We start from the raw sequence: 25,457 nt of genomic DNA, 5'->3' as shown, positions 1-25,457 counted from the left end.
GGACTATGCCTGCTCGCTGGCGTCGCCGGCATTGCCGAACGAGGTCCATCCGCCATCGACGTAGAGGATTGAGCCGTTGATGTAGGACGCTCCCGGCGAGCCGAGGAACCAGGCCGCCCCCGCGATGTCTTCCGGTCGACCCATGTCGCCCATCGGGATGCGTCGCCGGATGGCGTCGGTTCCTATCCGCCCTTCACGCTCGAGCGCCGCGACGCCGGGCGTCCGGCAGTAGCCCGGCGCAATGGTGGCGGTCTGGATGCCCTGCGGCCCCAGTTCCGCCGCCATGCATCGCGTTAGGATATCGATACTGGCCTTGGATGCGCCGTAGGCGTGGCGTGGAGCGAAGGGAAGGAAGGTGTTGATGGAGCCGAGGTTGATGATCCGTCCCCGCCTGCCCTTCATCAAACCGACGGCCGCCTTGGTACAGTCGAAGGCGCCCGTCAGATTTACGTCCAGAACCCGCTCGAGATCCGCGGTGTCCTGCTCCGTCGCCGGCTGAAAGACATCGGCGATAGCCGCGTTGTTGACCAGTATGTCGATGTGACCATACCGTTCCGCAATCGCCGCGAAGGCGGCCGCGACCGAAGCTTCCGAGGTCACGTCCAGCTCGAGCGCAGTGTGGTCGCCGCCGAGCTCGCTGGTCAACTTTGCGATCCCGCTTGCGTCCTTGTCCGCATACACCACGTGATCGCCACCCGCCACGAAACGTGCGGCGATGGCCCTGCCGAGGCCGTTGGCGGCCCCGGTCACGACGACAACGCGCGGAGCATCACTGAAACAGCCTGGCCCGAGCTCTTCCTCCGGGGTGCCCTCGACGTGGGGGAAGGCATGACCGGGCTGGTTGAAGGACATCCAGCCCCCATCTGCGGCCACCACCGAGCCGGTGATGTAACGCGCATCGCCGGAAGCGAGGAAGCCCGCGACCGCCGCGATCTCGTCGGGGCGTCCAAGCCGGCCCATCGGGATGCGCCGTCGCACCGCCGCCATGTCTGCCTTTCCCTCTTGTTCCAGCGCCGCCACCATCGGAGTGCGCACGTAGCCCGGCGCGGTTGCGACCACACGGATCCCCCTGCCCGCCCATTCGCAGGCCAGCGACTTCGTGAGCGAAATGAGCGCGGCTTTCGACGCCGCATAGGCATTCCGGCAAGGATTCCCCAGCACGCCGGCAAGGGAGGCCGTATTCACGACGACGCCCCCTTCATGCATTCTGCGCGCGGCTTCGCGGGCCATGACGAAGGGTCCGACGGTATTGGTCCGGATCGAATGGCGAAACTCCGAGAGGGGTGTCGCCGTCGTCGCTGCCATCGTCGGTCCGATGGCCGCGTTGTTCACGAGCACATCGACACGGTCGGTAAGAGCGTCGATTTCCCTGTACAGGGCGAGGATCTGCGCCTCGTCGGACTGGTCGCATTCCAGCGCGTGATGTCGCGCACCAAGCGAAGCAAGCGCGTCAGCAAGGTCGCTCCCCGGCACGTCCACGGCAATCAAGCGATCGCCGCGAGCTGAGAATTCGGCCAGAAGTGCACGGCCGATGCCGCCCGCTGCGCCTGTGACGATCACGACCCGGGGGGTGGTTTCTTCGGCCATCTGTTACTCCGTGGCGAGGCGACGAAAGGATCCGTCGCGGTACAAGAGGCCGCTTTCGGCGCTGCTCGTGGCGTCGACGACGCTGCCGAGGAACAGCATGTGGCGGCCCTGGGGAATGGCCTCGACCAGGGTACAGTCAAAGCTCGAAGCCGTGTCGCGCAGAACGGGGGATCCGGTCTTCGCCTGGCCCCAGTGGCCCTTCGAAAACCGCTTCTCGGCGCTCAGCCGCGGCGTCGAGAACAGCCGTGCGATGTCGGACTGGATGTCCGAAAGGAAATTCACCGCGAAGATACCGGCATCCCGAATGATCGAGCAGGTCGCCGCTGCCTGGTTGACGCAGACGAGGATCGTGGGCGGTTGCGTGGTGGCCGAGCATACGGCGGTCGCCGTCAGGCCGTAACGCACACCGTCGACGCAGGTGGTAATGACGGCCACGGGTGAAGGCACCTTGCGCATCGCGAACTTGTACGCGTCGACGGGAAAGACGTCTTGGTCCTGCTCCGCTCCGGGCATGAGATGATCCACATCAACCACCGGCCTTGATATGATAGATCGGATCGTCTGGTGCAGGGCCCCCGACCGGGAGGCGGGTGCCGAACCGCTCCTCTTCCGCGCCCTCCGGCGGGGTCTGGGGCTCGACCCAGTCGAAAACGACCTTGCGCTCGAGGACACGCCATTCCGCGCCACGTTTCTCGAAATGGTCGCAGTAGCGCCCGGCCAGCAGTACCTGGCGCGTCACGCCGTCGGGCCCGGTGCCGCGTTGCAGCGCGGTGAAGTAGCTCTCGACCGCCGCATGGTTGGGGCCACGAAAGTCGATCAGCACGTTGCTGACCGCATGAATATTGCGTGGACCGGTCTTCCAGATCGACTTGACCCAGTCGTAGAACCCCTCGATGTCGCCGACATAGGTGCCGTGGCTGTCATAGGCGTCCGGCCAGTAGGACGAGCGCAGGGTTTCTTCATCCGCGCGGTCGATGCCGCGGCAATAGCGGTAGATGCAGTCCCGGATCTTTTCACGGTCCATCAGTTCCGTCACCTGAGCGGCAAGGGTGTCGTCAGTCATCTCGAATCTTCCTCCTTCAGGATAATCAAAGCGTCCAGCGGCATGACGCCCTGGCCTTGGGGCATCACCCTCACCGGGTTCAGGTCGATGCTCTCGATCCGGTCGGCATGCGCCGCGGCGAAGCGGGACAGATCCGACAGCATCCGGGCGAGAGCGTCCACGTCGCAGGGCGGCGCACCGCGGACACCTTCGAGCATGGGGAACCCTCGGATATCGCGGATCATGCGGTGCGCCTCGTCTATATCGAACGGGGCGGCCCGGAAGGTGACATCCTTCAGCACCTCGACGAAGACACCGCCCAACCCGAAAAGAACGACCGGCCCTAGAACCGGATCATGCGTCACACCGGCGATGATCTCCACGCCGTCGCCAACCATGGGGGCGACCAGGATGCCGTCCAACCGGGCGTCAGGCCGTTCTTCGCGCACGCGCCTCTCGATCTTCTCCGCGGCGCGCACCGCGTCTTCCGGCGTCCGGATGTTGACCGCGACACCGTCCACTTCGGTCTTGTGGGCGATATCGGCCGAGCAGACCTTCAACACGACCGGATACCCGAGCGTCGCGGCCGCGCCGGCCACGTCACCGCCGACCGGCACGAGGATCTCGGGCGGGAAATCCAGACCGGCACGCGAAAGAATTTCCTTGGCTCGGGCTTCGCTCAGCGGTCCCTTCCCGAGGTCCAGCCGCGCCGCGGGGGCGATCTCCTTGCGGCTCTTGAACCGTGCGAACCCCTCTGCGAACCGGCACAAGGCGGACAGGGCGCCGGCCAGCGACTTTCCGTCCTCGAATACCAGAAAGCCGTCGTCCTCGTACGTGCGCACCACGTCGGCAGGGGCGGTGATCGTAAGCGCCCTGAGCTTGTCTTCCTGGCCTTCCATCGCGGCGAGAAAGGCCCTCTTGAGCGGCTCGGCGAAGGTCTTCGAGGTCGGTGCGGTGCCGAGTATGCCGGCGAACAGGTCGTATCCTCCCTCTGCCATCATCGCGCGCACGTAACGGGTGAGAAGGTCGAGATCGTTGACGGCCTGGGCGGTAGCGTCGACCGGGTTCCGGGGCGCGGAATAGGGCAGCATTTCCTTGAGACGGATCTGCGCATCGTCCGGCATCGGCGCCACGTCCAGGCCCGCCGATTCCGCATCATCGGCGAGCTGGATTCCGAAGCCCCCGGAGAGGGTGAAGATTCCCACCTTGTTGCCGGTCGGATAGTTGCCGGTCGCGCAGGCATAGGCCACATCGATCTGCTCGGCGGTCGATGCGGCACGGTGTGCTCCGTACTGCCGCAAGACCGCGTCGAACACGCTGTCCGACCCCGCCAGCGCGGCGGTGTGCGATGCGGCCGCGACCGCTCCGGCCGATGAACGACCCGTCTTCATGAAGACGATGGCCTTGCCCAGGGATTGCGCCTTTTCCAGCGCGTCGATGAAGCGTTCGTAGTCGCGCACGCCCTCGGCATAGGCCATGACCACGCGGGTCTCGGGCTGCTGCACCATCCAGTCCAGCGCCTCGGAAACATCGACGTCGCATTCGTTCCCCGTCGTGATCCACTGGCTGATGCCCATGTTCCGAGCACGCGCCAGGTGGGCGATATGGGCGCCGTAAGCGCCGCTTTGCGAGACGATGCCGACCACGCCCGGGTTCAGAAGCGCGTTGTCGAGAACCACCGAAAACGTCCCGTAATAGCCCTTGGCCGGGTTCATTACCCCCAGGCAGTTCGGCCCGAGCAGGCGCAAGCCGCCTTCACGCGCCACGTTCGCGATTTCCTCCTGCACACGTTGGCCGTCCGCCCCTGTCTCGGCGAAACCGGCAGAAAAGATCACCGCCGATTTCACACCCTTGTCCAGGCAGGCATGCACGGTATCGAGCGTGGCGCGCGCGGGCACGGCAAGAATGGCGGTGTCCGGCACCTCGGGCAGGCTCGCGATGTCCGGATGACAGGTCAGCCCCTGCACCGTTTCGCGTTTCGGATTGACCGGCATGATCGAGCCGCCAAAGCCAGCCTCTCGGAGATAGCGGAGGGGCCTTCCCCCGATCCGGGCCACGTCTTCGGACGCGCCGACCAGCGCAACGCTCTTCGGGGAAACCAGGGCGGAAAACGTGTCAGTCAAGGTGATGGTCCTTCGTTGAGATCATTGAAACCGTGGCTCTTCCAGCCCGGTGAACCCCAGGCCTTCTATGGCGAAGAGGTGCCCGGCCAGCGGATGACGCGAGAGGGCGCGCCCGGACTGGGAGTCCTTGATCGTGGTGATGAAGAGCGTGTCGAGAAGTGGCCCGCCAAAGGCGACGCAGGTCGGCATGTCCGAGGGCGACTCGATCAACAGGTCGAGCTTGCCTTCCGGCGTGAACCGTCCGATCTTCCCGGCCTGCACCAGAGCGACCCAGATACAGCCATCGCTGTCCACCGTGGCACCATCCGGGGCCGAACTGAAAGGGGCCGTATCCACGTGTATGCGCGGCTCGGTGAGCGCGGCGCTGTCGTCGTCGTAGGTATAGGCGCGAACCTTCCGGTCGAGGCTGTCGGCGAAGTAGATGGTCTTGCCGTCCGGACTGAAGCAGAGCGAGTTCGAGATACGGATGCCATTGGCAAGCACCTCGGCATTGCCATCGGCATCGACCCTGTACAACTCGCCCAGAGGTTCGGCGCGCAGCCCCATGGTGCCACAGAGAAACCGCCCCTGCGGATCCACCTTCCCGTCGTTGAAACGGACCCGGTCATCCGGCTCCTCCGGTTGGAAGAGTGGCGCGGAACTGCCGGTCTCCAGATCAACGAGGTAAATCCCGTCGGCCAGCCCCGCAACCAGGCGGCCGTCCTGCGCCATCGCCACGGACCCGATCATGGACGGCATTTCGAGCGCGCCGAACTTGCCGGTGGTCAGGTCGTGGTAGCGGATCATCTTCAGCACGCTGTCGACCCAGTATATCCGACCGAGCCTGGCGTCCCAGACCGGGCTTTCCCCCAACATGTCGGGTGTCGGGGAAATGATGCTTACAGTGGTTTTGCTTATCGGCGTCGTCATGGTGGTGTTCTTCTCGTGACTTCGTTCGAGCGACGACTTTCCAACAGTCGGCCGCAACCCGTCCAGATCACGTTTCTCCCTCCTGGCCCCAGCGGAATTGCGCGCGGCCTAGGAAAAGGCGTAGGTGATCCCGCCATCGACAAACGTCATGTCGCCGGAGATGAAGGCCGCTTCATCCGAGGCAAGGAAAACGGCGGCATTGGCGCAATCTTCAGGCTGGCCCAGCCGGCCGATCGGCACCCGTTCGCGCCGCCGGTCCCAGGCCTCTTCGCTCAGCACCATGTTCGCTCCTTCGGTCTGGGTCGGACCGGGAGCGATGGCGTTCACGCGGATGTTGTCGGCACCGTACTCGGCTGCACCGGAGCGGGTCGCAGCAGCGACGGCCGCCTTGACGGAACTGTACATGATACCGTTCTTCATCGCGAGAACGGCCGAAGGCGACGCGATATTCACGATGGCCCCACCACGCGCCTCGCGCATCTGGGGCACAACAGCCTGGTAGCCCCATATGACCGACTTGAACCCCACATCGATCATCCGGTCGACGAGGCGCTCGTCCTGATCCTCGAGAGGTCCGTACCGGTTCCACATGGCATTGTTGACGAGAAGCGTGACCGGGCCGAACGCCTGCCGAGTTTCGTCCGCGGCGCGGAATACGTCAGACCGCAGGCCCGCATTGCCGGTGATGGCAAGCGCCCGGCCACCTGCGCCATTGATCTCGTCGGCTGCCGACCGCGCCACGTCGGATTTCAAATCCATTATTCCGACGGCCGCCCCTTCGCGGGCATAGGCGTCACAGATCGCGCGCCCGATGCCGCGGCCTCCGCCGGTGACGAGGGCCACCCGCCCCTTCAATCTATTCGACATGTCGTACCTCCTCCGAAGCGGGCGGGCGCCTCCTGTCCCACCCCGTGACCGGAATGGGTTCTCTTCCTAAGACCCGTCAGCTTGTCGCGAGAATGCATGCATGGGATATGGCCAGCGAGAAAAATGCATATATCCTGTGAACATTCACAGCTGTGAAGTCCGGAGCGAAAGATGTCGAAGGCCCAGGTGAAATCGGCGACGCGGGTGCTCGAGGTGCTCGAGTACTTCAAGCTGGGGCAGCAAGCCCGCTCGATGTCAGAGCTGGCAAGCGATCTCGGGTACCCGCAGTCCAGCACGACGGTGCTGCTCAAGACACTGGTAACCCTCGGCTACCTGAACTTCGATCGCCGCGAGCGGGTGTATTTTCCGACCCCCAAGGTGACGGCCCTGGGTGACTGGGTTCCGAAGGCGCTTTTCGGTTCCGGCAAGGCCGTGGACGCGTTGAACGATGTTCATGCGGCTACCGGCGAAGGGGTGTTCCTGGCGGTCAAGAACGACGTCTACATGCAGTACCTCAAGACCAAGGAATCCATTCACGCCCTGCGGTTTCACATCGACGAGGGGACGATGCGGCCGCTGACCCGGTCGGCCGCGGGATGGGTGCTTTTGTCCACTCTGCCTGCGGACAAGGTCGACAACATCGTGCGCCGCGCGAACATCGCCACCAGCCATCCGGCAGAGCGCCTGAAGGTCAAGGAAGTGCAGGAGAAGATCGATCAGGTCCGCCAGCGCGGCTTCGCCTGGGCAGAGAATATCCCGCTGGAGGGCGGGGCGACCCTGGCCGTGCTGTTGCCCACGACGGTCCAGGGCCAGCCTGTGGCGCTGGCGCTCGGGGGCGTCGCGGACCGGTTCAAGAAGAACTCCGAGAAATACCTCCTGACGCTGAAAGCGGCCGCAAGGTCCGTGCGGGATACCGACGACTTCGACCTTCCGATCGAGATCGAACTCTAGGTTCGCACCGGGTTCTCCTGCGTCGGAAATTCTCAAATGTGAATGTCGGGCGGGTCCGGGGAACTTCGTGGACGCGGATCTCTGCCGGGGGATAGCCTTGGGACAACATCGGAATTTCAGGGAGGAAAGACCATGGCGTCCACGCAAGCCGACGAACGCAGGGTTCAGAAGATCGACGTATTGGTTGTAGGTGCCGGCTTTGGCGGCATGTACGCGCTGCACAAGATGCGCGAGCGGGGCTTGAAGACCCAGGCGATCGAGGCCGGGGGCGGCGTCGGCGGCACATGGTACTGGAACCGCTATCCCGGCGCGCGCTGCGACGTCATGACGATCGACTACAGCTACTCGTTCTCGAATGAAATTCAGCAGGAATGGACCTGGACCGAGCGGTTCTGCTCGCAAAGCGAGATCCTCGAATACGCCAACTATGTCGCGCGCAAGCTCGACCTGTTCAGGGATATCAAGTTCGACACCCGCGCAAGCTCGGTGGAATATGACGACGCAAAGAGACGGTGGCGTATCGAGACCGAGCAGGGCGACGTCTACGACGCCAAGTACTGCATTCTCTCGACCGGTCCGTTGTCCGTTCCGAAAGGCGTCGATATTCCCGGCGCCGACGACTTCCAGGGAGAGTTGTACCTCTCCGCCCGGTGGCCGCATGAGAAGGTCGAACTGGATGGGAAGCGCATAGGGGTGATCGGCACCGGATCGTCCGGCGTTCAGATCGTCTCGGTGGTCGCCCACCAGGCGAGCCATCTCCATGTGTTCCAGCGCACGCCCAGCTTTTCCCTCCCGATGCGCAATGCCAAGATGGACCCGGAATACGTCGCGCAGATCAAGAAGCATTACCCCGCCATGCGGGAGGTGACGCGCATGACATTTAGCGGCGGCACCCGACCGGCTTCGTCACGCCCGCTGTTCAGCGTGCCGGTCGATGAGCGGAACGCCATGCTCGAGGAGGCCTGGAAGACGGCCGGTCACAACCTGCTCGGAATCTTCTCCGATCTTCTCCTGTACAAGGAAGCGAACGACGTCGTCGCGGATTTCGTGCGCGGCAAGATCGGCGAGATCGTGAAGGACCCGGACGTGGCGGAAAAGCTCAAGCCGAAGTCCGAGCCGATCTTTGCCCGCCGCCCATGCCTCGACACGAACTACTATGAGGTCTTCAACAAGGACAACGTCACCCTGGTGGATTGCCTCAGCACGCCGATCGAGCGGATCACGCCCAGGGGCGTGATCGTGGCGGGCGAGGAGATCGAGCTCGACGTGATCATCGCGGCCACGGGGTTCGATGCGTTGACAGGAGCGCTCCTGTCGATCGACATCAAGGGAAAACAGGGCGCGAGCCTGAAAGAGAAATGGGCCGAAGGCGCACGGTCCTATCTCGGCATGGCGATCCAGGGGTTTCCGAACCTCTTCACCACTGCCGCGGTGAACGGCCCCTCTGCCCTGGCCAATTTCATCCTGCTGAACGAACAGAACGTCAACTGGATCAACGACCTTCTGGACTACATGGACGCGAACGGATTCGACACGGTCGAAGCCACCGAAGAGGCAGAGAACAAATGGCTGGACCGTATCGCCCTGCTGGCGAGCCGATCCCTCATGCCGAAAGCCAACACGTGGTACACGGGCACCAACATTCCCGGCAAGCCGCGAACCTTCCCGATGTATGCCGGAGGCCTCGGCCGGTACACCGAGGACTGCCAGTTGGTCGCCCAGAACGGCTACGAAGGTTTTGACTTCTACAGTGAAGCATCGCCAGAGGCCGAAGCCGAGCTTGCGGAAGAAGAGGCGAGCTGAAGCCGCTTTTCCGGGAGCGACAGATGCCGATGATGCTCGGGCCGCGTTGAAGCCGCTTGAGCATCATCGTCTTCCGGACCATCCGTGTGCGTGCCGGACCCCGTCGGTCGGGCAGCGTTCCGTTTCACTCACACCGAAACCGCGCGCCTCCGACAGTGCCGGTTTCGACTTCGACCAGTCGGGGGCCGGAGCATCCCCGGGTGTGCGGTGTAACCGTTCTTGGCCGCAAAACCCGCCCGGCGCGACCGTGGGATGAACCGCGGCTGGCGGGTGCAGGTCACTTCGCCCCGAACTGGGCGGAAAGCCACGTGGCTATCTGCTTGGCCCCGTTCGGAAGGACGAAGATCACCAATAGCAACAGTCCTCCGAAGACCGCCCCCGACAGCCCCTGCGATATACCGTCTGCGATATTGGGGACGAAGACGACGAATGCCGCCCCGACCAGCGACCCCGGGAGCCAGCCTATTCCGCCCACGACCATCCCCACGAAAAGCAGGATGGCGAGGTGGAATGTGAAACTGTCTACCGCCACGAACTGGATGGCAATCGCGCTGAGCGCACCGGCGATGCTGGCAATCGCAGCGCTCACGCCGAAGATGAGCGTCTTGTAGAGGGCGACGTTCACACCCATGGCGGATGCCGCGATGGGGTTGTCCCGCAATGCCAGGCAGGCCCGGCCCGTTCGCGAATTCAGAAGCGACAGTCCGAACAGAAAGACCAGCACCCCGACCGCCAGTGTCAGGTAATACAGCCACGCGTCATCCGAGATCGGCAACCCGAAGGGGGCCCGGGGCTTGTCGACAAAGAGCCCCTGAACACCGCCCGTCCATTCTTCGAAGACATGCAGCTTGATTATCGCGGGCGTGGCCACGGCCAAGGCAAAGGTTGCCATGGCAAGGGCGACGCCGGTGAGGCGCAAGGCAGGGAAACCGAACAGAAAGCCCGCGACGAAACCGAACAGCGCCGCGACCGGAAGGGTCAGGACGTAGTTCAGGCCCGTCTCGTTCAACAGGATCGCCGCCGTATAGGCGCCGATCGCGTAAAAGGCGCTGTGGCCGAGCGAGACCTGTCCGCTCGAGCCGGTCAAGAGGTTGAGAGCCAGGATGGCGATGGCGTAGATCAGCCAGAGCGTCATCTGGAACACGAAGAAATTCTTGGCGAACGCGGGAGCGAACACCAGGACCAGCAAAAGGACAATCGTCACGATGACGTTGAAACGCGCTCCGATACCCGGACGCGCCGGTATCGCGGCCGACGGATCTGTTCGGGTGGAAGTATTGCCGATATCCATCATTCAGACCCTTTGCGTAATCTTGCGGCCGAACAGGCCATTCGGTTTGAGCGCGAGCACGGCGATGATCAAGGCCAGCGCGAGGGGCAGCTTGATCTCGTGGCCGACGCCGGGAACGAAGGTGCCGACCAGGTTCTCGAACACTCCCACGAGAAGGCCGCCGGCGACCGCGCCGGCCGGGCTGCTCAGACCGCCCAGAACCGCAGCGGCGAAGCCGTACAAGAGAATGCCCGCCATCATGTTGGGTTCGAGAAAGACGACAGGGGCGATCAACATGCCCGCCACCGCTCCGATCGCACTGGCCATGCCCCAGCCCAGAGACACCATCCGCCCCGTCCTTATCCCGACGAGCCGGGCGGACTCAGGCAGTGTCGCGGCGGCCCGCATCGCCAGCCCGATCCGCGTGAACTGGAAGAACAGGTACAGGAGGAACAGCAGCACCATCGAGATGCCGATCATCGCGGCCTGATGGGTCGAGATCAGGCTGCTGCCCAGGAACGGCGACGTGCCGAAGGGATAGGGAAACGGTTTGATGGTGAAGTCCCAGACAAGCCCCGCCACGCTGTTCAGGATCATGAAAAGGGCTACGAAACCCGCCAGGTGCGTCAGCACCGGGGCCTTGGCCAACGGTCGGAACAGAACCCGGTCGATGGCGACACCCCCGCAGAAGGCAACGAAGATCGTGAGGAAGAAGGCGGGCCAGTAAGGGACGCCCCACTCCATCAACTGCCAGGCGAAGAATGTCGAGATCATCGCCATTTCGCCCTGGGCGATATTGAGGTGGTCGATCGTCTTGTAGATCATCACCAGCGCCAGGGCGATGCAGGCGTAGATGGCACCGTTTGCCAGTCCGGACAGGGTTTGGCCTATCAAAAGTTCCATGACCTCGCCTCCTCAATAACCGAGATAGGATTTGCGCACTTCGTCATCCTGCGCGATCTCCTCTGCCGCGCCCGACATCGCGATCCTGCCGCTGGCGATCACGTATGCCTTCGTGGCGATCTTCAACGCCAGCTGTGCGTTCTGTTCGACGACCAGAATGCTGACCCCGTCGTCGCGATTGACCTGGCCCAGGATCTCGAACAACTCCTGCACCACCAGCGGCGCAAGGCCGAACGATGGCTCGTCCAGCAACATGAGCTGGGGCCGCAGCATGAGCGCGCGGGCGACGGCAAGCATCTGCTGTTCGCCCCCGGAAAGGGTCCCGGCCTGTTGGGACCGCCGCTTCTTCAGGATCGGGAACCGCGCGAACATCTTTTCGATATCGTCCTCGATACCGCGATGATCGGTGCGCGTCATGGCACCCAGCCTCAGATTTTCATCGACCGACAGCGTGGTGAAAGTCCCGCGGCCCTGAGGCACATGAGCGACCCCCATCTCGACGATGCGTTCGGTGCTGCGACCCGAAATCCGCTGTCCGTTCAGACTGATCGTGCCGGAGGTGCGGATCATGTTGCAGATGGCGCGCAACGTGGTCGTCTTGCCCGCGCCGTTCGCGCCGAGGAGCGTCGTGATCGTGCCTCGCTCCATCGACAACGACAGCCCGTGCAGAGCCTGAACCTGGCCATAGAAGGCATCCAGGTCTTTGGCTTCAAGAAATGCGCTCATGCGTCGCCGCCTCCCAGATAGGCTTCGATGACCTGCGGGTGTGCCTGGATTTCTGCCGGCGTGCCCTCGGCCAGCTTCTTGCCGAAATTCAGCGCCACCACATGATCCGCGATCGACATCACCAGCCCCATGTGATGTTCGACCAGCAAGATCGAGGTCTTGAACTCGGTTCGAACGCGTTTCATGAGCTCTCCCAGCAGGAAGACCTCTTCCTGGTTCAGCCCCCCCGCCGGTTCGTCCATCAGCAGGATCCGAGGCTTCGACGCCAGCGCACGCGCCAGTTCGACCCGTTTCTGGGTGCCGAAGGGCAGATTGGCGGCCGTCACTTCAAGCACGTCCGCGATCTCCAGAAGTTCGGCGAGTTCCTCGGTCTCGGTCCTGATCCGGGCCTCGGTCCGGCGCGACATCGGCAGGCGCAGCGCGTCGCTGACCAGATTGCCGCGCGTCAGTGCGTGCATCCCGACGCTGATGTTGTCACGCACCGTCAGATCGCCGAACAGCGCGACATTCTGGAACGTGCGCCCGATCCCCGCCCTGGCGATCTGGTGGGCGGGCCACTGCAGAATCGACGTCCCGCCCAGCAGGATGTCGCCCCGCGACGGGTGATACAGCCGGCTCAGGCAGTTGAAGAGCGTGGTCTTCCCTGCCCCGTTCGGGCCGATCAGACCAAGGATCTCATCCTGCGCTATACCGAATGACACGCCGTCCAGTGCGATGATGCCGCTGAACTCGACATGTACGTCCTGCACATCCAGGACTGTTTCGCTTCTATGAGTCATGTGGTTTTTTCTTCTCGGTTTTGGCGGGGGCACAGATCAATGGAAGAAAGATCCGCCGTCGACGACGAGGGTTTGTCCGGTGATGAAGTCGCTGTTTCCGGTGCACAGAAACACGATTGCCCCCGCCAGGTCCTCTGGCACCTGTTCTCGTGGAATTGCCCTGCTCCCGATCTGCGCCGAGGCCACGGCTTCGGAGCCCATGGTCGCGTGTTCGCGCATTTCCTCGGTCATGACCAGCCCCGGAGAGACGCAGTTCACCCGGATCCCGTCCGAGCCCAGTTCCCGCGCAAAGGCGCGGGTCATTCCGACGACCGCGCCCTTCGAGGCCACGTAGTGTGGAAGCCCCGCCATGCCTTTCAGGAAGGTTCCCGATCCCATGTTGACGATAGTGCCGTAACCGCCTTCGCGCATGGCCGGCGCCACGGCCTTGGTGCACTCGAACACGCCCCGCACGTTCACATCGAAAACGCGCGCCCATTCCTCGCTCGAGATCGCCTCGATCGGCTTGAAATCCAGGGCGCTGGCAAGGGCGGCGTTGTTGATCAGGATATCCGGAGCCCCGAAGGTCCGGCGGCAATGCTCCACCATCTCTGCGACCTGCGCGGCATCGGTCACGTCGACGCGAACGGATGTCGCCTGCCCCCCGGTGCCGCGGATGGCCTCGACCGCCTTCTCGCACGGGGCGACGTCGGCCAGCACGATCTTCGCACCTTCCGCTGCCAGACGGGCCCCTGTGACCGGTCCGATCCCCTGCGCTCCACCGGTGACGATGGCGATCCTGTTCTCAAGTTGTTTCACGTTTACTCGCTCGCTGCCAATTCGCACAATTCACCCTCACCCGCAGGCGTTGCAGCCGCCGTCGACCGGGATGACCGTTCCGGTGATGTAGCTGGACGCTGCAGACGCAAGCAGCAGGGTCACCCCCTTGATTTCTTCTGGCTCGCCTATCCGGCCGAGCGGAGTACGGGCCGCGAAGGCCCGCTCGACCTCGGCTTCGCGTAGGCGGCCGTTGCCAATGTCGGTGCGGATCGGACCCGGCGCGATGGCATTGATCAACACGTTGTGCCGAGACAACTCCACGGCGGATTGCCGCACGAGATTTGCCGTCGCCGCCTTGGTCGCAGCATAGGCGTAACCTACCATGGTTTCGCCGCGCAGGCCGGCGACCGACGAGGTGACGATGATGCGGCCCGACTTTTGCGGGCGCATGTATTTCGCCGCAAGCTGGATGGTGTGGAAGACGCTGGTCAGGTTCAGATTGACGATGCCCGACCATTCCTCCGGCGACACCGCCGCCAGCTCTCCGGCCGGATGCAGGGGCCCGGCCCCGGACCCCTTGCCCGCATTGGCGCAGACGATGTCCAGTCTGCCCTGCCAGGCGTGCGCCTGCGCCATCACTTCGCCCAGTTCCGCGGTGTCCGTGACATCGGCAACCACGCCCCTGGCCTTCCCCGAGCGCCCATCGTGCTCCCGGGCCAGGGCGACCACGGCATCGTCGATATCGACCATCGTGACATCGGCGCCATTTGCCAGCAGGATCTCAGCCATGGCGCGGCCGATCCCGTTGGCGGCTCCGGTGACCACGGCGCTCTGACCCCGGATGTCGAACAGACTGCCGTCGTTCATCTTCGTCCCTCTCTCCCGCAATGCCTGAACGGTTCGGCAAAGCTCTTGTTGCCGGGCACTCTATCCGGCACGCGGTGCAGCGGTAGTCGCCACCCTTTTATGGCGGGTATCACCGATAGGTCTGAACCGGACGGCCGGGGCATCAATTTTCAAGATAGGCGCCATTGCCGTGAGATCTGTTCCGGCACGGCCGGATCGTCCGTACCAACTGCAGGGTCAACAGCACTCAGGCAGGGGGTACCTATGAAGAACCTGACGTCCAGATCCATCGAGGACGAAGCGGCCCTCCGGTCAGCATTGGCAGAAGCCGAGATCCTGACGACCCTGCTCGTCACCACGCATCTCAGCGGCGACACGAGCCTGCTGGAAAAGGCGGCCCCTCATATCGACGGAGCCTGGGACTACATGCAGTCCCTGCCCGATGAGTTGCGTGCAGAAATCATCGACCGCCTGGTCCAGACCCTCCAGCATCTGGACGTCACGGGGGACTTCCCGCCGCGCGAACCGCCGCGTGCGCTCATGCAAGAGATGATGACCTTGGCCACCGGGCAGGAGGTTCCCGAAGAATACCAGCCTCTTGTCGTTGAAGAACTGGGCCTTGCAGAGACCGACACGCGTCGTCTGCAGTGGCGGACCCGACCCTCCGAGCAGAGGCTGGAGGACCACAAGGTCCTGGTCATCGGTGCGGGGCTGTCCGGCATCTGTGCCGCGGTCCGCCTGCAGGAGGCCGGCATCCCCTACGAAATCGTCGAGAAGAACGACGACATCGGCGGCACCTGGCTGGAAAACGACTATCCGGACTGCGGCGTCGATACCGCGAACCACATCTATTCCTACTCGTTCAAGCCCAAGGCGGACTGGTCCCGCTACTTCTCGAAACGGGACGAGATCCTGAACTATATCCTCGAAACGGTGCGTGACTACGGGATCCGCGATCACATCCGCTTCGGGGTCGAAGTGGAATCCATGGCCTGGGACGAGGCTTCGGCCCGTTGGCAGTCACGCCTGCGCCACAGGGATGGCAGAACTTCCCTGCACGATAGCCGGTTCGTCATCACCGCGGTCGGCATACTGAATCGCCCGGCCTATCCCGATATCGCCGGGCTGGACGACTTCCGGGGCGCAAAGTTTCACACCGCGGAGTGGGACCACGAGGTCGAGCTCGCCGGCAAGCGTGTGGCGATGATCGGCACCGGGGCCAGCGGCATGCAGGCCGGACCCGCCATCGCCGGCAAGGTCCGGCATCTCAGCATCTTCCAGAGGTCGCCGCATTGGGCCGGGTACAACCCCCTCTACCACAAGACGGTCTCCGAGGGGCAGATGTGGGCGCTGGCCAACGTTCCGCTGTTCGCGGAATGGCAGCGGTTCCTGATGTTCTGGGCCTCCTCCGACGGCTTCCACAGCACCCTCAAGATGGATCCGGACTGGCCCCAGCCCGACATCTCTCTGAACCGCGAAAACCACGCGATGCGGGAAATGCTGGTCAACTACATCAAGGAGCAGTTGAACGGCGACGAAGAACTGATCCGCAAATGCGTGCCCAGCTATCCGCCCTACGGCAAACGGATGCTACGCGACAACAACTGGTACAAGACGGTGTTGCGCGGCAATGTGGATCTGATCGACACCGCGATCAGCCGGGTGGTGCCGGAGGGTGTCGAGACCTCGGATGGCGTGACGCACGCCGCCGATGTCCTGATCCTGGCCACCGGCTTCAACGCCACGCGGGTCCTGTGGCCGCTCGAGGTCGCCGGGCGCGGCGAGCGCCAACTTTCCGATCAATGGGCGGGAGAGGACCCGCGCGCCTACCTTGGCATAGCGGCTCCGAATTTTCCCAACCTGTTCATGACCTTGGGGCCAAATACCGGCTTGGCACATGGCGGCAGCGCGATTTTCCACATCGAATGCCAGGTCAAGTACATCCTGCAGGCGATGCGCGAGACGATCGAACGGGACCAAGCTTCTGTTGAGGTCCGTCAGGACGTTCACGATCGCTACAACGACCGCGTCGACGAAGCCTGCAAGAACATGGTCTGGTCGCATCCCGGGGTGAACAGCTGGTACAAGAACGACAAGAACAGGGTCACGATCACGTCGCCCTGGCGACTGGTCGACTACTGGGCGCTGACCCGAAGGTTCGACCCGGCAGAATACACTTTCACCCCTCGGAAGTCCCCCGAACAATCGCAGCTCGTGAGCGCGGAAAGGAGCAGCAGCGATGATTGAGAATGCGGAACACAAGGTAGACATCGACGGCACCGAGTTGCGCATGCAGCGCGGCGGAGAGGGTACGCAGGTCCTGTTCCTGCACGGTGCCGCCGGCCATCAAGGATGGCTGCCCTTCGCCGATGCTCTGGCGAAGGATCACGATGTCATCGCTACCGAACATCCCGGCTTCGGCTTGTCCGATGGCTATTCCTGGGCGGATTCCATTGCCAAGCTCGCCGACTTCTACGTGAAATTCCTCGGAACGGAGGGAATAGGACCGGTCCACCTCATCGGGAGTTCGCTGGGTGGATGGCTGGCCAGCGAGATCGCGGTCCGTGACGAAAGCCTGCTGCGGTCGCTCACCTTGATCAGCCCGGCCGGCATCTACACGCCGCAGCTGGACCTGCCCGACATGCTGTCGATGTCCTACGAGGAACTGATGCGCGCGGTCTTCGCCTCTTCCGCCGTCGCGGATATGGTCCTGTCTCAACCGCTCACCCCCGAGCAGATGGACATGCGCGCACGCAACGGCAAGGCCGTCGCAAGGCTGGGGGCACGGGGGTTCTACAATCCGGACTTCCCGGAACAACTCTCGTCCATCACCGTTCCCACAACCATCATCTGGGGCGACACGGACCGCATCGTGCCGACCGGGTACGGCCCGCTCTGGAAGGCTGCGATAGCCCATTCCACCCTGCATGTCCTGGACGATTGCGGACACTTGCCGCATATCGAATGCCAGGCGGCGGTGCTGGACATACTCGCCACGCGACTGCCGGACTGAGCGAGCCCGGCGCAGTCCGGAGAGGCACGGCGCCCCTACTGCGCCGATGGCATCGCTCCCCGTCTGCGCTGCAGGGACCGGCCGCGCGCTCGCGGCGGTCCCGGTCCATGTCAGTCCCACCACCGCAGGGACGACCCGGCGGGCGGCTGGCGGTTCAGGTTGTGCTTGAGATCCATCACGTAGCCGATGATCTCGGCCACCGCCTGCCAGTGCTCGAAGGGGATCTCCTCGTCGATCTCGGCCACGTCGTAGAGCGCGCGGGCGAGGGGCTTGTTCTCGACCACCGGCACCTCGTTCTCGCGGGCGACCTTCCGCACCTGCGCGGCCATCAAATCGACGCCCTTGGCGACGCAGACAGGCGCCTGGTCGGTGCCGTTGTCATAGCGCAGGGCGACCGCGAAATGGGTGGGGTTGGTCAGGACGACCGTGGCCTGCGGCACGGCGGTGGTGATGCGCTGCTGGGCACGCTTGCGGCGCTGCTCGGCCCGCTTGGCACGGATCAGCGGGTCGCCCTCCATCTCCTTGTGCTCGTCGCGGATCTCCTGCACCGACATGCGCTGCTTCTTCATCCACTGGAACCGCTTCCACATCACGTCGGCGACAGAAAGCACCGTCAGCAGAAGGGTCACGGTGATCAGCAGGAGCGCCGCGTAGCGCCCGATATAGGACAGCACCGATTCAGGGGTCACGCCCTCGGTCTGCCAGATGCCGCGCACGGCGATCTGGGCGATGTAGATCGAGATGCCGCCGACGACGAGAACCTTGGCCACGCTCTTGAGAAACTCGACGAAGGAGTCGATCGAGAAGATCTTCTTGAAGCCCTGGATGGGATTGATCTTGGACAGCTTCGGGGTGATCCGGTCGACCGCCACCACGACCTCGCCCTGGATCAGCACGGCGGCGACGGCGGCCAGCAGCATCGTCGCGGCGACGGGGGCCAGCACCGTGGCCAGTCCGCCCGACAGCTCCATCGTCACCTGGCCCAGGTCGCGCAGGCCCTGCACGTCCTCTCCGATCCGGACCTGCCCCGCGTTCTCGAACACCCGGCGCAGCGTGCCGACCAGCGTCGGCCCCAGCTGCGGCAGGAAGAAGATCGCGACCAGGAACAGCGACATCACCGACATCATGTTGCCGACTTCGCGGGATGAGGGAACGTCGCCCTTCTCGCGGGCCTGTCGCAGCTTTCGCGGGGTCGGTTCCTCGGTCTTGTTCGTCTGGTCTTCGTTCTCGGCCATGCCCGCCCCCTCAGAAACTCAGCAGACCCAGCCACTCGACAAAGCGGGTCATGAAGGTCCGGATGGCCGTCGGAACGGCCAGAACCAGAACGAACAGCCCCGCGGCAATCAGCACCGGCGCGGCGACGAAGAACACCGGGAGCGAGGGCAGCATCCGGTTGGTCAGGCCCAGCCCGACATTCAGCACAACGCCCATGACGTAGAAGGGCGCGGCGACGGAGAGGCCGATATGGAGCGCGGTCTGCGCCGCCATGGCCATCTGTTCCGCCAGATCTCCCGGCATCAGCAGGCCCGGGGGAAAGGTGAAATAGCTTTCGATCAGCGCCTCGATGATCAGGTGGTGGATATCGGCGGCGAAGATCACCGCCACCGCCCCCAGCAGCAGCGCCGTGGCGATCAGCGTCGAGCCCTGGAAGGACCCGATGTCGGGGGCGAAGGCGTTCGACAACCCCGAGACCATGCCGATCTGCGCCCCCGCCACCTGCATCGCCGTCAGCAGCACCCGGGCGGCGAGGCCGATCCAGATGCCGAGCGTGACCTCGACGGCCATGGCGCGCACCAGATCGGTCGGAGACGAGGGCACCGGGCCCTGCGCCACCAGCGGCGTGATCACCAGAGACAGCAGAACGGCCGCGGCCAGCCTGTGACGCACGAAGACAAAGCTTTCGCCGAAGCCCGGCAGGAACATCATCGCCGCCCCGATACGGCCGAAGACCAGCGCCGTCGCGAGGAACTGGGCGGTCAGAAGCGCGCCCAGATCCATCACTCCCTCCCGATCGTGGCCAGGGTCCGCAGGTTGGCGTTCCGGTGCACCTCGTTATGCGAGATCACCTGCGTCATCGGGCTGACCCGTTCCAGCATGTTGCGGATAAAGCTGCGCGCATCCGGCGACACCAGGATCGCGGGCCAGCGGTCCTCGGCCGCGTGGGTCTGGATGGTGCGGCGCGCGTCTAGGACGAATTCCTGGATGCGCTGCGGCGACATGATCAGGGTCTTGTCGTCGCCGTTCATGCGGATGCTGTCGACGAACTCCTGGTCCCATTTCTGCGACAGGGTGATCACCGGGATCATGCCGCTCTCGTCGGTCAGCGACTTGCAGATCTGGTTGGACAGACGCCGGCGCACGTGTTCGATGATGCCGGTGACGTTCGACGTCGTCCGCTTGGCCTCGGCGATGGCCTCGACGATCAGGGGCAGGTTGCGGACCGAGACGCGTTCGCCCAGCAGACCCTGAAGCACGTGCTGGATCATGATCGCCGGCGAGGTGCCCCCGATCTCGCCGACCAGCTTCTGGTAGTCGCGGTCGAGGTTCTCGATCAGTCCCTGCGTCGCGCCGTAGGTCAGCAGGTCGGGCATGTGTTCCTTCACCACCTCGGTCAGGTGGGTGGTGATGACGCTCTCGGGGTCGACCACGGTATAGCCCTGCCGCTCGGCCTCGCCGGCCTGCTGCGGCTGGATCCACAGCGCGTCGAGCCCGAAGGTCGGGTCCTTGGCCGCCTCGCCCGCCATCTGGAGCGGGTTGTCCGAGGGGTTCACCACCATCATCCCGTTGGGGCGCACCTCGCCCCGCGCCACCTCGACCCCCTGCACCAGCACGGCGTAGGAATTCATCGGCAGCGAGGGTTCGTCGGTGATCCGGACCGAAGGCAGGACAAAGCCGAATTCGCGCGCAAAGAGGTTGCGCAGCGACTTGATCTTGCCCGGCAGCGCGGCGTCGGCGGCGGACATCAGCGGCACCAGCGCCTCGCCCATCTCGAGCCGGAGGTCGTCCAGCTTCATGGTGGACTGCACGGTCTCTTCCTTGGCGGCGGCCCCTGCCCTCTCCTTCTCGATCTCGGCGCGGCGCCGGTCTTCGGCCAGACGTTCCTCCTGCTGGCCGATGTACCAGCCCAGACCGGCCATCAGCCCGCCAAGGGCAAAGAAGACGATGGTCGGAAAGCCCGGCAGCAGCCCCATCCCCGCCAGCAGGCCGGCGGCCATATACAGCGCCTTGGGAAAGCGCGAGAGCTGGCCCAGAACCGCCTCGTTCGCCGCGCCCTCGGTGCCGCCCTTGGTGACGATCAGGCCGGCGGCCAGCGACACGATCAGCGCGGGGACCTGGGTGACCAGCCCGTCGCCGATGGTCAGCGTGGTATAGGAATTCGCCGCATCCGCCACCGAGAGGTCGTACTGCATGACGCCGATCAGGATGCCGCCGATCACGTTGATCAGGGTGATGATGATCCCCGCCACCGCATCGCCGCGCACGAATTTCGACGCACCGTCCATGGCCCCGAAGAACCCGCTCTCGTCTTCCAGCGTCTTGCGGCGGGTCTTGGCCTCCTGTTCGTCGATCAGGCCCGCGCCCAGGTCGGCGTCGATCGCCATCTGCTTGCCCGGCATGGAATCGAGACTGAACCGGGCCGAAACCTCGGCGATGCGGGTCGAACCCTTGGTGATGACGAGAAAGTTGATCACCACGAGGATCGCGAAGATCACGATCCCGATGACGAAGTTGCCCGAGACGATGAACCGGCTGAACCCCTCGATCACGCCCCCCGCCGCGCCGGGGCCGGTGTGGCCCTCGGACAGGATCAGCCGGGTCGAGGCCACGTTCAGCGACAGCCGCAACATGGTCACCACCAGCAGCAGCGTCGGGAACGAGTTGAAATCGAGCGGCTTGGGAATCCACAGCGCGACCATCAGGATCAGCACCGACAGCGAGAGCGAGATCGCCAGCCCGAAATCCAGGATGATCGGCGGCAGCGGGATGAACAGCACCGCCAGCACCAGCGTCACGCCGACGGCAAAGGCGATGTCGCGGTTCTTCAGACCCAGGGCGAACATCTGCCCCTGGCGACTGGTTCCGGCAAGTTCGCTGTTCGCCATGCCTCAGGACCCCCGGCTCAGGTCGGGCAGGATCGGGGCGATCTCGCCGGGGCCGAAGAGGCTCCGCCCCCCTGCCCCGCCGGTGCCCCCGCCCAGGTCGGCGGTCCAGAAGACGCCAGAGGTGGGCATCCGGCGGACCTCGGCGCCTTGGGGCGCGCGGTCGGTGGCGCCGGCCATGTCGCGGAACTTGTCGAACCGCGCGTTCGCCACCTGCACGTTGTGCTCCAGCCGGGCCAGATACGCCTGCCCCAGCTCGTCCGTGCGCGAATGGTACGAGGCCGCCGCCTCTTTCCAGTCGCCCTTGGCGCGATAGAGCCGTGTCAGGTAGGCGGCGGCATAATCGACGTTGCGCGCCGGATTGAATCCGTCGGCCACCGTGTCGAAGGCATCCGGATGCCAGTGCATGTTGATCTGCATGCAGCCCACGTCGATCGAGCTCACGCCGGCCGCCTTCTGCGCATTGACCCAGGCGACGGCCTCGGCCTCGCTGTCGAAATACTTTCCGCGTCCCTCGGCATTGGCGGCATAGGGCCAGACGGTCAGATCGCCGCCCCGGTAGAGGCCGCTTTCCTGAAGGCCGATTCCCAGAAGCAGGTTGTCGGGGATGCGATAGCGCATCTGCGCCAGCAGGATTTCCCTTACGCAGAGACCGCTCGCGCCGGTCGGCCCGGCCGGGGGCCGCGCCTCCTGCGCCGGTTCGGACGGGGTGTAGAACCCGGTCCACTGGGCCATCGACTGCCCCGGCCAGAGCAGAAGGATCGCCGCCAGCGCCGCCCGCATCAGACCGTTCCGCTGGAGATCAGGTCGAACACCTGATCCGACAGGCTCTTGACCGTGGCATAGATCAGCGGCGTCGCGACCAGCAGCACCACGAAGATCGCGGCGATCTTGGGCACGAAGGTCAGCGTCATCTCCTGGATCTGCGTCAGCGCCTGGAAGAACGCGATGACCAGCCCGACCACCAGCGCGACCCCCAGGATGGGGGACGAGGCGATCAGGACGGTCAGGAAGGTGTCCGACAGGATTTCGTATGCGTCCGTTTCGGTCACGTCACCCCGCCTAGATGGGCATCTGCATGATCTGCTGATAGGCCTCGACCAGCCGGTCGCGGACCGAGACGGCCAGGCGCAGCGTGGTCTCCATCTCGAGCGTGGCCTCGACCACCTGCTGGGCCGACACGTTCTCGCCCACCATGCCGGCCTGCTGGACCTGCTCTGCCTCGCGGATGGTCTGCATGCTGCCCTGGGCGGCGTCGCGCACCAGTTCGGCAAAGTTCACCTTGTCCGCATCCCCGGCGGCGCCGGCCAATTGCCCGGGACCGCCCTGCAGGCGGCTCGACGACCCGTAGGCGCTGTTGACGAGGCCGGTGGTGATCAGCTTGTCCATGGTTCAGTCTCTATTTCAGCAGATCTATGACCTGCGACCGCATCCGGCGCGCGGCCTCGAACAGGTTCATGTTGGCCTCGTAGCTGCGCGACGCCTCGCGCATGTTGGCCATCTCCATGATCGGCGAGACGTTCGAGACCTTGATGAACCCCTGCTCGTCCGCCGCCGGGTGCGACGGCTCGAACCGGAGGGAAAAGTCGCTGTCGTCGCGATCGATGCTCGACACCCCGACCGTCGAGACGCCGGATTCGCTGTCCAGCAACTCCTCGAAGGTGATGGTCTTGCGGCGGTACGGGTCCTCGCCCGGCGACATCGCGGTGGACGAGGCGTTGGCCACGTTCTCGGACACGACCTTGAGCCGCTCGCCCTGGGCCAGCATCCCGCTGGCGGAAATGGTGAGAATGGATTTCAACGGATCCATGAAAGCCCCCTGCCCTTACCTGACACCGGTGACCGCGAGGGTCAGCATCTCGTGACCCTTGCGATAGAGCTGCGCCGCCAGCCGGTAGTTCTCGGAGATCTCGGCCGCCTTGATCGACTGCTGCTCGAGCGCGACGCTGTTCCCGTCGAGCGAGACCTCGTGCGCGCCTTCGTCCTCGCGGATGTTCACCCCGTCGATCGCGCCGCCGCCGACCCCACCGATATGCCGAGAGTCGGTGGTGCGCACCCCGGCGCCCCCTGCCCCGCGCAGCACCTCGGCAAAGTTCGAGACATCCCGCGCCTTGTAGCCCGGCGTGTCCGAATTCGCCACGTTCTGCGCGATCACCTGCTGGCGCGCGCCGAGCCAGTTCATCCGGCGCGAGGCCAGATCGAAGAAAGACATGTCCGTCAACCGCACAGCAAGATTTCCTTTTCGAACGCCCAAGGATATACTAAAACCAAACTAAGATTAGCATGAATAAAAGCGCAAGAGCAATGGATAGTTAACATGAAGACAGCATTCTCTCAGCTCTCTACCCTTGCTCGTACCACGGAAGGGGCAAGGATAGCCGGTGAGGTCAGCGCCATCGTTGGGCTGACCCTGACCGTCGTCGGCCTGAACCGGGCCCTGGGGATCGGCCAGCGCTGCACCATCAAGGGAAAGAAGGGGCCCGTCCTGGCCGAAGTCGTTTCGGTCGACGAAAAGGGGACACAGGTCCTGCCTTTCGGAAACTGGAACGGCGTCACCATCGGGGACCGGGTCGAGATCTCGACCAGCGGCGAAAGCATCCGCCCCGATCTCAGCTGGATCGGTCGCGTGCTGAATGCGCTCGGCGACCCGATCGACGGGCTGGGCAGCCTGCACGAGGGGCCCGTCCCCTGCCCCCCCAAGAACACGCCCCCGAACGCCTATGCCCGCCGCCGCGTCGGCGAGCGGATCGACACCGGCGTCCGCGTCTTCGATGTCTTCACCCCGCTCTGCAAGGGGCAGCGCATGGGCATCTTCGCCGGTTCGGGCGTCGGAAAATCCTCTCTCCTGTCGATGATGGCCCGCCGGGCCGAGGCGGACGTGATCGTCGTGGGCCTTGTCGGCGAACGCGGCCGCGAGGTGCAGGACTTCATCCAGAAGGACCTGGGCGCCGAGGGTCTGAACCGGTCGGTCATCGTGGTCTCGACCGGGGACGAACCGCCGCTGATGCGCCGGCAGGCCGCCTGGACCGCGACCGCCGTGGCCGAATATTTCCGGGATCAGGGGCTTCAGGTCCTGCTGCTGATCGACAGCGTCACCCGGTTTGCCATGGCGCAGCGCGAGATCGGGCTGGCCGGGGGCGAACCGCCGACCACCAAGGGCTATCCCCCCACGGTCTTTTCCGAACTGCCGCAGCTGCTGGAACGCTCGGGGCCGGGGGTCGGTGAAAAGGGCGACATCACGGCGCTCTACACCGTGCTGGTCGATGGCGACGACATGAACGAACCCGTTTCCGATGCCGCGCGGGGGATCATGGACGGCCACGTCGTGCTGGATCGGGCCATTGCCGAACAGGGCCGTTTCCCGGCCGTGAACATTCAGAAATCGGTTTCCCGGATGCTGCCCGACTGCCACAACCCCGGCGAATACGCGGTTCTCAAGGCCGCGCGCCGCGCCCTCGCCCGCTATGCCGATATGGAGGAACTGATCCGCATCGGTGCCTATCGCGAAGGATCGGACGAAGAGATCGACGCCGCCGTCCGCTTTGCCCGTCCCGCCGAGAACTTCCTTACCCAGAGCAAGACGGAAAGCACGACCTCGGAACAGGCCTTCGCCAAGCTCTACGAGCTTCTGGGCCATTCGGGGATCGAGGTGGAAGCGCCCAAGGAGTAAAAGTTGACAGCTGTCAACTTCTGAACCGCGTGACCGGCCAGGCTGCATCATCGGCCTGGCCGTTTCTTTTGCCCGGGTCTGCGCCAGGAAGACGGCGCCCCTGCACCCC

The 25,457-nt window shown here is 64.4% G+C and carries 25 protein-coding genes; 5 read left to right on the top strand and 20 right to left on the bottom strand.

What is annotated here, in order from left to right; genetic code table 11:
* Positions 1-3: 3 nt before the first annotated feature.
* From OB2597_RS02970 to OB2597_RS02945, 6 genes are all read right to left on the bottom strand, one after another.
* Positions 4-1,587, bottom strand: coding sequence for an SDR family oxidoreductase (locus tag OB2597_RS02970; RefSeq protein WP_009804032.1), 1,584 nt, complete (start codon positions 1,585-1,587; stop codon positions 4-6).
* 3 nt (positions 1,588-1,590) lie between these two features.
* Entirely contained in the window at positions 1,591-2,112 is a 522-nt protein-coding gene (locus tag OB2597_RS02965) for a flavin reductase family protein (RefSeq protein WP_050759190.1), read from the bottom strand.
* A 1-nt stretch (position 2,113) separates the two neighbouring features.
* Positions 2,114-2,650, bottom strand: coding sequence for a nuclear transport factor 2 family protein (locus OB2597_RS02960; RefSeq protein WP_009804030.1), 537 nt, complete (start codon positions 2,648-2,650; stop codon positions 2,114-2,116).
* Complete coding sequence (locus OB2597_RS02955; RefSeq protein WP_009804029.1) at positions 2,647-4,752, bottom strand: acetate--CoA ligase family protein; 2,106 nt, start codon at positions 4,750-4,752, stop codon at positions 2,647-2,649. The genes OB2597_RS02960 and OB2597_RS02955 overlap by 4 nt, the downstream gene beginning before the upstream one ends.
* Positions 4,753-4,773: 21 nt before the next feature.
* On the bottom strand, positions 4,774-5,661 hold the full coding sequence (locus tag OB2597_RS02950; RefSeq protein ID WP_050759188.1) for an SMP-30/gluconolactonase/LRE family protein: 888 nt from the start codon (positions 5,659-5,661) through the stop codon (positions 4,774-4,776).
* Positions 5,662-5,769: 108 nt separating this feature from the next.
* Positions 5,770-6,528, bottom strand: coding sequence for an SDR family NAD(P)-dependent oxidoreductase (locus OB2597_RS02945; protein ID WP_009804027.1), 759 nt, complete (start codon positions 6,526-6,528; stop codon positions 5,770-5,772).
* Positions 6,529-6,699: 171 nt separating this feature from the next.
* On the opposite strand from OB2597_RS02945, the gene OB2597_RS02940 reads away from it, so the two are divergent.
* Positions 6,700-7,479, top strand: coding sequence for an IclR family transcriptional regulator (locus OB2597_RS02940; protein WP_009804026.1), 780 nt, complete (start codon positions 6,700-6,702; stop codon positions 7,477-7,479).
* Between the two features lie 132 nt (positions 7,480-7,611).
* Positions 7,612-9,282 carry a flavin-containing monooxygenase gene (locus OB2597_RS02935; RefSeq protein WP_050759187.1) on the top strand — a complete coding sequence of 557 codons (1,671 nt, stop codon included), beginning with the start codon at positions 7,612-7,614 and terminating at the stop codon, positions 9,280-9,282.
* Positions 9,283-9,559: 277 nt separating this feature from the next.
* Here the strand turns inward: OB2597_RS02935 and OB2597_RS02930 are convergent, their stop codons facing one another.
* From OB2597_RS02930 to OB2597_RS02905, 6 genes are all read right to left on the bottom strand, one after another.
* Positions 9,560-10,486 (bottom strand): branched-chain amino acid ABC transporter permease, encoded by a 927-nt coding sequence (locus tag OB2597_RS02930; protein ID WP_238529695.1) that lies wholly within the window; start codon positions 10,484-10,486, stop codon positions 9,560-9,562.
* Between the two features lie 90 nt (positions 10,487-10,576).
* A complete protein-coding gene (locus OB2597_RS02925) occupies positions 10,577-11,455 on the bottom strand; it encodes a branched-chain amino acid ABC transporter permease (protein ID WP_009804023.1) in 879 nt (292 codons plus the stop codon).
* 12 nt (positions 11,456-11,467) lie between these two features.
* Complete coding sequence (locus tag OB2597_RS02920) at positions 11,468-12,181, bottom strand: ABC transporter ATP-binding protein (protein ID WP_009804022.1); 714 nt, start codon at positions 12,179-12,181, stop codon at positions 11,468-11,470.
* Entirely contained in the window at positions 12,178-12,960 is a 783-nt protein-coding gene (locus tag OB2597_RS02915) for an ABC transporter ATP-binding protein (protein ID WP_009804021.1), read from the bottom strand. The genes OB2597_RS02920 and OB2597_RS02915 overlap by 4 nt, the downstream gene beginning before the upstream one ends.
* Before the next feature lie 36 nt (positions 12,961-12,996).
* Positions 12,997-13,758, bottom strand: coding sequence for an SDR family NAD(P)-dependent oxidoreductase (locus OB2597_RS02910; RefSeq protein ID WP_009804020.1), 762 nt, complete (start codon positions 13,756-13,758; stop codon positions 12,997-12,999).
* A 36-nt stretch (positions 13,759-13,794) separates the two neighbouring features.
* Entirely contained in the window at positions 13,795-14,586 is a 792-nt protein-coding gene (locus OB2597_RS02905; protein WP_009804019.1) for an SDR family NAD(P)-dependent oxidoreductase, read from the bottom strand.
* Positions 14,587-14,829: 243 nt separating this feature from the next.
* Here OB2597_RS02905 and OB2597_RS02900 point away from each other — a divergent pair, with 243 nt between their 5' ends.
* Together OB2597_RS02900 and OB2597_RS02895 are read left to right on the top strand one after the other, a co-directional pair.
* Positions 14,830-16,812 (top strand): flavin-containing monooxygenase, encoded by a 1,983-nt coding sequence (locus tag OB2597_RS02900; RefSeq protein WP_009804018.1) that lies wholly within the window; start codon positions 14,830-14,832, stop codon positions 16,810-16,812.
* Complete coding sequence (locus tag OB2597_RS02895) at positions 16,805-17,578, top strand: alpha/beta fold hydrolase (protein ID WP_009804017.1); 774 nt, start codon at positions 16,805-16,807, stop codon at positions 17,576-17,578. The genes OB2597_RS02900 and OB2597_RS02895 overlap by 8 nt, the downstream gene beginning before the upstream one ends.
* Positions 17,579-17,688: 110 nt before the next feature.
* On the opposite strand, the gene flhB is transcribed toward OB2597_RS02895, so the two are convergent.
* From flhB to OB2597_RS02855, 8 genes are read right to left on the bottom strand one after another with little or no spacing between them, the layout of a single operon-like run.
* Positions 17,689-18,813, bottom strand: a complete 1,125-nt coding sequence (gene flhB / locus OB2597_RS02890) for a flagellar biosynthesis protein FlhB (RefSeq protein WP_009804016.1) — start codon at positions 18,811-18,813, stop codon at positions 17,689-17,691.
* Between the two features lie 10 nt (positions 18,814-18,823).
* Positions 18,824-19,576, bottom strand: coding sequence for a flagellar biosynthetic protein FliR (locus OB2597_RS02885; protein WP_009804015.1), 753 nt, complete (start codon positions 19,574-19,576; stop codon positions 18,824-18,826).
* Positions 19,576-21,681, bottom strand: coding sequence for a flagellar biosynthesis protein FlhA (flhA, locus tag OB2597_RS02880; protein WP_009804014.1), 2,106 nt, complete (start codon positions 21,679-21,681; stop codon positions 19,576-19,578). The genes OB2597_RS02885 and flhA overlap by 1 nt, the downstream gene beginning before the upstream one ends.
* Before the next feature lie 3 nt (positions 21,682-21,684).
* Positions 21,685-22,461 (bottom strand): transglycosylase SLT domain-containing protein, encoded by a 777-nt coding sequence (locus OB2597_RS02875; RefSeq protein WP_009804013.1) that lies wholly within the window; start codon positions 22,459-22,461, stop codon positions 21,685-21,687.
* Entirely contained in the window at positions 22,461-22,730 is a 270-nt protein-coding gene (locus tag OB2597_RS02870; RefSeq protein ID WP_009804012.1) for a flagellar biosynthetic protein FliQ, read from the bottom strand. Before OB2597_RS02870 ends, OB2597_RS02875 begins: the two co-directional genes overlap by 1 nt.
* A gap of 10 nt (positions 22,731-22,740) precedes the next feature.
* On the bottom strand, positions 22,741-23,067 hold the full coding sequence (locus OB2597_RS02865) for a flagellar hook-basal body complex protein FliE (protein WP_009804011.1): 327 nt from the start codon (positions 23,065-23,067) through the stop codon (positions 22,741-22,743).
* A 10-nt stretch (positions 23,068-23,077) separates the two neighbouring features.
* On the bottom strand, positions 23,078-23,488 hold the full coding sequence (flgC, locus tag OB2597_RS02860; protein WP_009804010.1) for a flagellar basal body rod protein FlgC: 411 nt from the start codon (positions 23,486-23,488) through the stop codon (positions 23,078-23,080).
* Between the two features lie 15 nt (positions 23,489-23,503).
* On the bottom strand, positions 23,504-23,890 hold the full coding sequence (locus OB2597_RS02855; protein WP_040608972.1) for a flagellar basal body rod protein FlgB: 387 nt from the start codon (positions 23,888-23,890) through the stop codon (positions 23,504-23,506).
* A 105-nt stretch (positions 23,891-23,995) separates the two neighbouring features.
* On the opposite strand from OB2597_RS02855, the gene fliI reads away from it, so the two are divergent.
* On the top strand, positions 23,996-25,348 hold the full coding sequence (fliI, locus tag OB2597_RS02850) for a flagellar protein export ATPase FliI (protein ID WP_009804008.1): 1,353 nt from the start codon (positions 23,996-23,998) through the stop codon (positions 25,346-25,348).
* Positions 25,349-25,457 lie beyond the last annotated feature (109 nt).

This window comes from Pseudooceanicola batsensis HTCC2597 (assembly GCF_000152725.1).
GTDB lineage: Bacteria > Pseudomonadota > Alphaproteobacteria > Rhodobacterales > Rhodobacteraceae > Pseudooceanicola > Pseudooceanicola batsensis.
Note: the sequence above shows the minus strand (reverse complement) of the source record. Positions and strands in the feature narration are given on the sequence as shown.

What these genes read in the sequence shown, in the direction of transcription:
- OB2597_RS02960 (WP_009804030.1), bottom strand. Translation starts at nt 2,650, where the DNA reads ATGACTGACGACACCCTTGCCGCTCAGGTGACGGAACTGATGGACCGT.
- OB2597_RS02940 (WP_009804026.1), top strand. Translation starts at nt 6,700, where the DNA reads ATGTCGAAGGCCCAGGTGAAATCGGCGACGCGGGTGCTCGAGGTGCTC.
- OB2597_RS02920 (WP_009804022.1), bottom strand. Translation starts at nt 12,181, where the DNA reads ATGAGCGCATTTCTTGAAGCCAAAGACCTGGATGCCTTCTATGGCCAG.
- OB2597_RS02875 (WP_009804013.1), bottom strand. Translation starts at nt 22,461, where the DNA reads ATGCGGGCGGCGCTGGCGGCGATCCTTCTGCTCTGGCCGGGGCAGTCG.
- flhA (WP_009804014.1), bottom strand. Translation starts at nt 21,681, where the DNA reads ATGGCGAACAGCGAACTTGCCGGAACCAGTCGCCAGGGGCAGATGTTC.
- OB2597_RS02900 (WP_009804018.1), top strand. Translation starts at nt 14,830, where the DNA reads ATGAAGAACCTGACGTCCAGATCCATCGAGGACGAAGCGGCCCTCCGG.
- OB2597_RS02970 (WP_009804032.1), bottom strand. Translation starts at nt 1,587, where the DNA reads ATGGCCGAAGAAACCACCCCCCGGGTCGTGATCGTCACAGGCGCAGCG.
- OB2597_RS02915 (WP_009804021.1), bottom strand. Translation starts at nt 12,960, where the DNA reads ATGACTCATAGAAGCGAAACAGTCCTGGATGTGCAGGACGTACATGTC.
- OB2597_RS02925 (WP_009804023.1), bottom strand. Translation starts at nt 11,455, where the DNA reads ATGGAACTTTTGATAGGCCAAACCCTGTCCGGACTGGCAAACGGTGCC.
- OB2597_RS02855 (WP_040608972.1), bottom strand. Translation starts at nt 23,890, where the DNA reads ATGTCTTTCTTCGATCTGGCCTCGCGCCGGATGAACTGGCTCGGCGCG.
- OB2597_RS02905 (WP_009804019.1), bottom strand. Translation starts at nt 14,586, where the DNA reads ATGAACGACGGCAGTCTGTTCGACATCCGGGGTCAGAGCGCCGTGGTC.
- OB2597_RS02935 (WP_050759187.1), top strand. Translation starts at nt 7,612, where the DNA reads ATGGCGTCCACGCAAGCCGACGAACGCAGGGTTCAGAAGATCGACGTA.
- fliI (WP_009804008.1), top strand. Translation starts at nt 23,996, where the DNA reads ATGAAGACAGCATTCTCTCAGCTCTCTACCCTTGCTCGTACCACGGAA.
- OB2597_RS02895 (WP_009804017.1), top strand. Translation starts at nt 16,805, where the DNA reads ATGATTGAGAATGCGGAACACAAGGTAGACATCGACGGCACCGAGTTG.
- OB2597_RS02865 (WP_009804011.1), bottom strand. Translation starts at nt 23,067, where the DNA reads ATGGACAAGCTGATCACCACCGGCCTCGTCAACAGCGCCTACGGGTCG.
- flhB (WP_009804016.1), bottom strand. Translation starts at nt 18,813, where the DNA reads ATGGCCGAGAACGAAGACCAGACGAACAAGACCGAGGAACCGACCCCG.
- flgC (WP_009804010.1), bottom strand. Translation starts at nt 23,488, where the DNA reads ATGGATCCGTTGAAATCCATTCTCACCATTTCCGCCAGCGGGATGCTG.
- OB2597_RS02945 (WP_009804027.1), bottom strand. Translation starts at nt 6,528, where the DNA reads ATGTCGAATAGATTGAAGGGGCGGGTGGCCCTCGTCACCGGCGGAGGC.
- OB2597_RS02950 (WP_050759188.1), bottom strand. Translation starts at nt 5,661, where the DNA reads ATGACGACGCCGATAAGCAAAACCACTGTAAGCATCATTTCCCCGACA.
- OB2597_RS02885 (WP_009804015.1), bottom strand. Translation starts at nt 19,576, where the DNA reads ATGGATCTGGGCGCGCTTCTGACCGCCCAGTTCCTCGCGACGGCGCTG.